The following is an 8,564-nucleotide window of genomic DNA, read 5'->3' as shown; positions in this document are numbered from 1 at the left end:
CCCCAGATACCCACGCGCCAACCCCACCCCAGCCACATACAACTCACCCGCCACACCCACCGGAACCGGCCGCAACCCCCCATCCAGCACATAGACCCGCGTGTTCCACAGCGGACGCCCGATGGGGACGATGGACTCCGGCACGGGGTCGCCCGCGCGCATCGGGTTGACGGTGGAGAACACGGTCGTCTCCGTGGGGCCGTACTCGTTGGCGACCACGGTGTCGGGGCAGGCCTGGAGCACCCGGCGTACGGCGTCCGGGGAGACGACGTCGCCTCCGGCCCAGATCTCGCGGACCCCTGCGAAGCACTCGGGGTGCTCGTCGGCCATGACCCTGAAGAGACCGGCACTGACGAAGAGCCCGGTCACCTCCTGCTCGGCGATGACGGCGGCCAGGGCACCGGCGTCCAGTCGGCCCGGCGGGGCGGCCACGATCCGGCCGCCGGTGAGCAACGGCGTCCAGATCTCGAAGGTCGAGGCGTCGAAGGCGTACGGGGAGTGCATCAGCACGCGTTCGTGGTTGCCGGTGCGCCAGTAGCGGTCGGCGGCCAGGTGCACGACGTTGCGGTGGGTGTTGGCGACGCCCTTCGGTGTGCCCGTCGAACCGGATGTGTACATCACGTAGACGAGTTGCTGTGCGTCCGTGGGGACGCCCGGATCGGCCGAGGAAAGGCCCTCGGCTTCGGGCTCGTGCCCCACCCGCACGATCGGAACGTCCACCGCGAAGCCGATCTCGTGCCGCTCGCGGTCGGTCAGCAGGGCCACGGCCGCCGTGTCCCGGAGGATGAACTCCGAACGCGATCCGGGCTGGTGCGGATCGATGGGTACGTATGCTCCGCCCGCCTTGAGCACGGCCAGTGAGGACACCACCAGTTCCGCCGTGCGCTCCTGGAACACCGCGACACGGTCCTCGGGGCGTACACCGAGCTCGATCAGCCGATGGGCCAGCGTGTTGGCGCGTGCGTTGAGCTGGGCGTACGTCAGTCGTGTCGTGCCCGACACCAGCGCGACGGCGTCGGGGGCGCTGTCGGCGTGGGCCTCGAACAGCGAGTGCACCGTGGCGTCCGCCGGGAACGGTGTGTCCGTCTCGTTCCACTCGGTGAGCATCCGCTGCCGCTCGGCCTCCCCGAGCAGGTCGATGTCGCCGATCAGCGCGCCGGGATCGGCGGTCATCGCTTCCAGCACGCGCAGGAGTCGCCCGGCGTGTTCGGCTGTCTCGGCGGGCTCGTAGAGCGCGGGGTTGGCATCGATGTCCAGGCGCAGACTCTCCCCGTCCGCGCTCGGGTGGACGCCGTAGACCAGGTCCTCGACGGGACCGTTGCCGTGGGTGCGGGTGGTCGCCGGGCACGGTCCGAAGCTCAGTGCGGTGTCGTCCGTCGGGATGTCGACCCTGGTCACGGCCAGGTGCTGTGAACTCCCGCTCAGTTTCAGGTCGCGGCGCAGGTCCTCGTAGCGGTAGCGCCGGTGCGACAGTGCTTCGGCCACGGCCTCGTCCACCTGCCCGATCAGCGCGGTGACGCTGAGGTGGGGCGCGGTCGTCACGCGCAGGGGCAGGACGTTCGCGAGCATGCCGGCCCCGGACCGCTTCCGGTCGTCGTCCCGCCCGGACACGGGCAGGCCGAGGACCAGGTCGTCCGCTCCGGTCATTCGGCCGGTGTAGAGCGCGACCGCGGCGAGCACCACCGTCGGCAGTCCGACGTCGAGGCGTCGGGCCATGGCTCGCAGCGCGGCGGCCTGGGCGGGGGTCAGCTCGGTCGTGTGCCGGAGGTGTGTGGCGGAGGCAGCCGCGAAACGTCCGGCGAGGCTGACCGGGTCGGGCCGCCCGGCGAGCGTCTGCAGCCAGTACGCGCGGTCCTGGGCACAGGCCGCGGAACCGAGATACGCGGTCTCCTCCTCGACGAGGTCGCGGAAGGGGCGGAACCCGGCTGCGCACTCCGCGCCCTCGGGTTGGGCGCGGTACAGCTCCGCGACGCGTGCCGTGACGAGACGCAGGGTCTGCCGGTCGGCCAGAGCGAGGTGCACCCGCTGGTGCCACACGTGCCGGTCGGCGGCGAGCTTGAAGAGGAGCTGGGTGACGCCGGCGCCCGCGTCGAGGTCCGGCGCCTCCCGCAGGCCGCCGTCGACGTGTTCCCGTACGGCGGCCCACGGGTCCTGCTCGGCGCTGAGGTCCACGAGGCGCAGCGGCGCCGACGGTGCGGGCTCCTCGATCACCTGCCGCTTGTCCTCGGCCGAGCCGGTGAGCCGCAGACGGTACGCCTCGCACTCCTCCACCGTCCGCCGGAGAGCCGACTCGAACAGGCCGACATCGAGGGGGCCGCGGATGTCCACGCTCTCGGCGACCTGGTAGGCGGGGCTCGTCGGATCCAGCTGCTGGGCAAGCCATATGCCCGACTGGCCGGTCAGGAGGGGAAGTTCGTCGGCGTGGGGGCCCAACACGTCATTCGCTCCGCTTCGTTGGTATATCCGTGTACTGGGTACAGGGCGGGGGTGCGGCGGACCGCCTCGTTCACGGCGTCCGCCGTCGCCGCGTGGTGGTCCGCCCCGCCCGCCCGTCATTCGGCCACGACCCGAGGCGTGATCCGTTCGGCGAAAAGGGCCAGCCCCGCCCCGAGAAGGGCGAAGAGAGGGATCAGGGCCATGGCCCGGCCGAAGCCCAGGGAATCGAGCGTATAGGCACCGGCGGCCTGACCGAGGGCGCTACCGCCCTGAAGGGCCGCGCCCACCCACGCCTGCGTCTCGGCCGCGCTCCCGGCCGGTGAGAACTCCGCGGTCTGTCCGTACAGCGCCACGAAACACGGGCCGAAGGCCATTCCCACGGCCATCACCAGCGCGACGGTCAGCACGACGTGGCCTGCGTCGGACACCGCGAGCAGCGCCCCTGCCGCGCTCAGGTAGAGCAGCAGCGACGGCAGCCGGCCGACCCGCGCCGCGTGGCCCGGGGCCAGGGCGCCGACGGCGAGGCCGCCCGCGATGCTACCGACGGACAGCACGCTCACCAGCACACTGCCGAGCAACTCCCCGCCGTGCGAGGCGAGGATGACCTCGACCCCGCCGACCGCCGCCGAGAAGAACAGCGTGCAACCGAGGAGCAGCCGCAGCGGGGCGCTGGCCAACGACCCCTTCCAACTCCGGTCGGCGGTGCCGGACTTGGCGGGCTCCCGGCCCTTCAGGGCTCGTAGCAGCAACACCGTGGCCAACGTGCTGGCCAGGACACTCGCCGCCATGGAGGCCGACGGAGCCAGCAGCGAACTGGTCACGCCGACCGCCATCGGCCCCAGGATGAACCCGACGTCGGCCAGGACCGCGTCCAGCGCCAGGGCCGTCGACCGGTTCTCCTCGGAGGTGACGAACCGCCACATGACCCGGGTGACCACACCGACGGGAGGGGCGGCGATGTTCGCCCCCAGTGCCGCGGCGAAGGTGATCGGCAGCGGTCCGCGGGCGCCCTCGTTGACGAGGAGCACGGCGACGAGCACCGCGTGCAGCGCGAGCACCGACCACAGCACCGGCGCATACCGTCTGCGGTCCAGCAGCCGCCCGCGCGCCGGGGCGGCGATGCCGCCCAGCGCCGAGACGGCCGCCACCGCGCCCGCGGTCGCGTAGGAGCGACCGGGGGCGACGGTGAACAGCAGGCTCAGTGAGAACATCGAGCCCTGGAACTTGCTCGCCAGTGCGGCCGTGCCGCAGCCCAGCATGCCCGGTCCGGACAGGAGTTGCCGGTAGCGCGCGAGCCCTCCCCTCATGGCGCGAGTGACGTCTGGGACGTGAGGACCTTCAGGCGGCCGACCGCACGGCGTGCTCGGTGCAGCGCCGCGTCGGGGGTGTCGCCCACGGCGATGACGGCTCCCGCGCGGTCCGCGGAGCTGCGCAGCTCCTCGATGACGTCGCCCTGCGCCGCGGTCAGGTAGGCCTCGGTCACGCCCTCCTCCGAGAGTGCCTCCTGGACCCCGCCGAGGTCGGTCACCCGTCCCGGAGGCGGGGTGAGAAACCACGTCGCGGCGGCCCCCGAGGTGTCCCGGGGAAGGTTCAGGTCCAGCGGGCGGCCGGCCAGCCAGTCGAAGGTGAGTTGCTGGACGTCCACTCCCGTGGCCAGCCGCACCAGTTCGACGATTCCGTCACCACCGGGCCGGACGTGGGTCTCCACCACGCGGGGCCCCCGGTCTGTGAGCACCAGTTCGGTGTGCCCGGGGCCCTCCTTCACGTCCACCGCGTCCAGGCAGGCGGTGACCTCGGCGGCCATGGCACGCACCGTCTCCGGGGACAGGCGGGCCGGGACGAGGTGTCCGGTCTCGACGAAGTTGGCGCCCTTGAATTTCTCCGTCACCGCAAGGAGATGGTGCTCACCGGCGCAGGAGAAGGTCTCGACGCTGAACTCGGGGCCCTCCAGGTACTCCTCCGCGATCCACGGGCCGGGGTCGGCCTCGACGGTGTGCGCGAGGGCCGCGTCGAGGCTCTCCTCGTCCGGTACGAGCGTCACGCCGCGACTGCCCGTTCCGTCGACGGGCTTGAGGATGAAGGGATAGCCGGATCCGGCGGCGAACTGCCTGGCCTGGTCGGCGGTGGTGACACGCGCGGCCGCGACCGGGACGGTCCGGGAGTCGCGCAGGACGTCCCGCATCACTGCCTTGTCGTGAACGGCCCGGGTCGTCCAGGTGGTGTTGGCGAGCAGTCCGAGTCGTTCGTTGACGACGGCGACGGCTTCGATGTACAGGTCGCTCACCGTGATCGCCACCCCGAACGGCCGCTCGGCATGGACGGCCAGAGCCGCGGTGATCACCGACTCGGCGTCGCCGGTGTCGACGAGCGTCACCGCGTCCGCCTCGGCGTCGAGCCAGCCCGGCGCCCTGTCCCGCACGCCCAGGTAGTGGACGTGCAGTCCCGCTCGGCGGGCGGCCCGGGCGGCCGAAGGATGGCGGCCACCGACGATCAGAACGGACGACACCGCGGGGCTTCTCAGGGTCATCGCACACCTTCTCCTAGGAACTAGAGGACACGGCTCGGGGAGTCTCGAGCAGACGTTGGCGCATTCGGATACGCCGGGCGTAGTCCGGGTCCTGTGCCATGAGTGTGGTGTGCACCCGGCGCAGTGAGTGATGGGGGATCCCGGGCCACAGGTGATGCACGGTGTGGTAACCGTCGGCGTGCGGATGGATCAGGACCCGCTGGACGAGCCCCACGTTGGTGATGGTGGCGTCGAAGACCGTGTCGCAGTCGGAGTAGATGTGCTCGTCGCTCTCCGCGACCAGGCGCAGGACCGGCAGCACCACGAACGCCGAGACCAGCCACAGCACTCCGGCAAGGACACCGGCTCCCGGTCCGGCGAGCAGCCCCGTGGGCAGGGCCGCGCAGACCACGCTCCACAACAGGACACCCGCGGTCGCGAGCAGGTCCGTCTTGACCTCGCGAAGCCAGCCGATCTGGTAGCGCGTGATCCTGACCGCCACCGACGACGCGAACGCCCGGAGCGAGGTCCGCCGCAGCGCCTCCAGGTCGAGTTCGGCGTAGCGCCGCCGGTCGGGGTCCTGCGAGGTACCGAACCGGCCGTGGTGGCGCAGATGGCTCTCCCGGTAGGCGGAGAGCCGGCCACCGGTCGGCAGGCCGGAGAACAGCCAGCCGAGGACGTCGTTCCATCCGCGGTGGTGACGTGCCCAGTTGTAGTGCGACGCCTCGTGCGTCAGGTTCTCCAGGGCGCGCAGCTGTCGTGCGATGAAGAGGCATCCGACGAGCGCGGCCGGAACGGACAGGAGCAGGTGGGAAGCCGTCAGGAGCCAGGCGCAGACGGCGGCGGCGGCCAAGGCGGTCACCGCGTCGGTCAGCGCGCAGGCCACGGTGAGTGCGGGCCGGGTGCGATGAGCGGCGGCGATGTCGTCGCGCAACTCGGGCGGGAGGCGGTACCCCTTGCGGTACGGCTTCTCCGCCGCGGGCCGCGCGGCGGCCTCGTCCCGCCCATCGGCCGCCGACGGTGCGGGACTTATGGAGTCGGTGTTCATCAATCCCCCGTGGACAATGGAGCGGCAGCCCGTCCCTCGTCTTCCACAGTCGTCATCACGTGCTGTCCGGGCGTGGGAGCAGGGGCGTCGTAACGCCGCTGGATGTAATGGAGCATGTGCAGGAGGCCGGCCGACGTCAGCTGCTCCGCGGCCGACGCGGCGGGGCGCGGCAGGGGCATGGCGCCGACATCGGCCCAGCGCAGGCGTCCCCGGTCGTCGATGACGGCGCGGGCCCGCTGCGCGTTGTCGGGGTGCAGGCAGTAAGGGATGTCCAGCGTGCCCAGGCGGAACGCGTGCCCGAGCGCCTTGCCGACCCGGGGGTGGAGGGCCAGCGTGCGCTCCACCAGGGCAGCGGCCTCGCGGTAGATGCCGGTGTCGGGCACCGGTTCCGCGGCGGTGGCGAGTGCGCGGGCTTCCCGGGCGGTCTGTGCGGCGTACTCCAGGGCGTGGACGTTCTCCTCGACGGTGGGGATCCGGTGCGCTTCGGCGGGTGTCTTGACGATGAGGCGCTCGGCTCCGCCCATGACGGCCAGCCGTGCGCTGTCCCCGAGGAGTGCCAGAGCGCCGTTCCGGGTCTCCGGGAAGACCCCCATGTACGTGTAGAGCACGAGGTGCCAGTCCATGTCGGACAGCAGTTCACCGGCCAGGCGGCGCAGGGCGGCCAGGGCCTCGCGGTCCTGGTCCGGACTGGTCTGCTGCGCGTAGCTGAGGGAGACGCTCCGCAGCCCGTGCTGGCGGAAGAACAGGCACTCCAGGACGCTCATCGCGACCAGGACGCTGGGCGGGCAGAGCTGGCCGAGCATGCACCCGCCGAAGCTCTCCAGGTGCGCCTCGGCACCTGGCCGGGAGGCCGTCGCGAGCAGTTCGCAGCACTGGGCCCAGGCGTCGATGGACTCTTTGAGCGGTGTCCGGCTGTAGGGGAGGCAGTAGGAGACCGGACCGCCCTCGGTCGCGGTGAGTCCTGCCTCCGTGAGGCTCTGGAAGATGGCGTGCGGCAGGGCGGAGCCGTGCCGCACCTGCACCGGAAAGCGTTCGGACCGCAGCCCGTCCAGCATCCGGCGGGTGACGGTGGGGCCGTGGGCCACGAGGGGGAAGCCGTTGAGGTCGGCTTCCCCCACCAGCGCACGGCGTGCCGAGGCGTGGTCGCCCACGCGGGTGAAGCTGTCGACGGTGACGGTTCCCACGGTCACCGCGTGGCAGTCGCGTACCGCCGTGAGCCCGTCCCGCATCCGGGCGACGGTGCCGAAGCCCATGCGCGGCTGTACGACGAGTTCACCGCGCACACGCGCACGGGAGACGACGGCGGGCAGGCCGCCCAGCGTCGCCGGATCGGGCCCGGTCCGTACCCGGCCCGTTCCGGCGCGAAGGGCCGGCTGGTCGGCGGGGCTCAGCATGCCGGGACCGTGGTCGTCTCCACCGCATGCCCGTTCCTGCCGAGCATGGTGAGGTAGCGCTGGAATTCCATGATCCCGGCTTCGGCACCGAAGACGGCGTCGAAGCCGGCGTCCAGCAGCTTCTGGTGGAACCGTGAGTTGCCGATCCCGTGGATGCCCAGCTTCCCCCCGATGACGACGGGCAGCGTCGCGAGCGGCCCGCCGGCCTCCCGCAGAGTGCGGATGAGCCGTACTCCGTCGAGGTGGCCGTGCCCGTTCACCGTGCTGATGACGAGGGCGTCCGGGCGCCAGGTGACGCAGTGCTCGAGGATCAGTTCGTCCGGGGCGCAGGGCCCCAGATTCCTTACGTGATGGCCGCTCTCCTCGATGAAAAGCTGAAGGTAGATCAGGTTCCACATGTGGGCGTCGGACGAGACGCCGGACAGGAGGATCTTCTTCGGGCCATCGAGGTGTCGCGATCCACGAGGGGCGACTGCCCCCGTCATGAGAACTCCTCTACTGGGCAACGAATCCACTGGCAACGAACCCGGATGTCGGCAGCGCAAGGGGGACGAGCGCCCCTGTCTCAGCGGCGCAGTGAGGCGCCGGACGAGTTGGCGAGCGTCAGCAGCTCGGTGCGCTGCGGCCCGTCCTCACCGAACACACCGCGCAGGACGGCCGACGTCATGACGGCACCGGTCCTGATGCCCCGCATGGTCATGCAGAGGTGCTCACCGCGGCCGATGACGGCCACGTCCTCGGAGCCGGTGATCGCGGAGATCTCGTCGGCGATGTCGGCGACGAGCCGCTCCTGCACCTGGAGCTTGTGGGCGTGCTTGTGGGCGACGCGGGCGAACTTCGACAGCCCGAGCAGCTTCTTGTTGGTGCGGTAGGAGACCGTCAACGAGCAGTTGAACGGCAGTAGGTGGTGCTCGCACAGCGACCACACCCGCATGTCGGACACCAGCACCATCTGGTCGTCCGCCACGCTGTCGAAGACGGTCTCGATCTTTCCGGCGTCGTAGTTGACGAACTCGCGCCACCACTTGGCATAGCGCCGGGGGGTGTCGAGGAGGCCCTCACGGTCCGGGTCCTCACCGATCTCGACGAGCAGTCGGCGGGCCAGCTCCTCAAGCGGGTCCGCGGTCGGGGCGACGCCGTTGACGGAGGTCGCAGCGAGGTCTTCAAGTTCAATCGTCAT

7 protein-coding genes are annotated in these 8,564 nt (G+C 71.2%); all 7 read right to left on the bottom strand.

Going from position 1 to position 8,564, the window contains the following annotated elements; translation table 11 throughout:
* On the bottom strand, nt 1-2,436 hold a 2,436-nt coding region (locus ADK36_RS27015; protein ID WP_053215176.1), incomplete at its 3' end, for a non-ribosomal peptide synthetase.
* Between the two features lie 116 nt (nt 2,437-2,552).
* Complete coding sequence (locus ADK36_RS27010; protein ID WP_063784532.1) at nt 2,553-3,743, bottom strand: MFS transporter; 1,191 nt, start codon at nt 3,741-3,743, stop codon at nt 2,553-2,555.
* On the bottom strand, nt 3,740-4,963 hold the full coding sequence (locus ADK36_RS27005) for an ATP-grasp domain-containing protein (RefSeq protein WP_053199378.1): 1,224 nt from the start codon (nt 4,961-4,963) through the stop codon (nt 3,740-3,742). Before ADK36_RS27005 ends, ADK36_RS27010 begins: the two co-directional genes overlap by 4 nt.
* 13 nt (nt 4,964-4,976) lie before the next feature.
* A complete protein-coding gene (locus ADK36_RS27000) occupies nt 4,977-5,990 on the bottom strand; it encodes a fatty acid desaturase family protein (protein WP_053084713.1) in 1,014 nt (337 codons plus the stop codon).
* The gene (locus ADK36_RS26995; protein WP_063784531.1) at nt 5,990-7,384 is read right to left on the bottom strand and encodes a methylaspartate mutase; all 1,395 of its coding nucleotides are present in this window, start codon (nt 7,382-7,384) and stop codon (nt 5,990-5,992) included. Before ADK36_RS26995 ends, ADK36_RS27000 begins: the two co-directional genes overlap by 1 nt.
* Entirely contained in the window at nt 7,378-7,869 is a 492-nt protein-coding gene (locus tag ADK36_RS26990) for a cobalamin B12-binding domain-containing protein (protein WP_048584120.1), read from the bottom strand. Before ADK36_RS26990 ends, ADK36_RS26995 begins: the two co-directional genes overlap by 7 nt.
* A gap of 80 nt (nt 7,870-7,949) precedes the next feature.
* The gene (gene folE, locus ADK36_RS26985; RefSeq protein ID WP_048584119.1) at nt 7,950-8,564 is read right to left on the bottom strand and encodes a GTP cyclohydrolase I; all 615 of its coding nucleotides are present in this window, start codon (nt 8,562-8,564) and stop codon (nt 7,950-7,952) included.

Source organism: Streptomyces viridochromogenes (assembly GCF_001270495.1).
Taxonomy (GTDB): Bacteria; Actinomycetota; Actinomycetes; order Streptomycetales; family Streptomycetaceae; genus Streptomyces; species Streptomyces viridochromogenes_A.
This window is presented reverse-complemented; position numbering and strand designations above follow the sequence as displayed.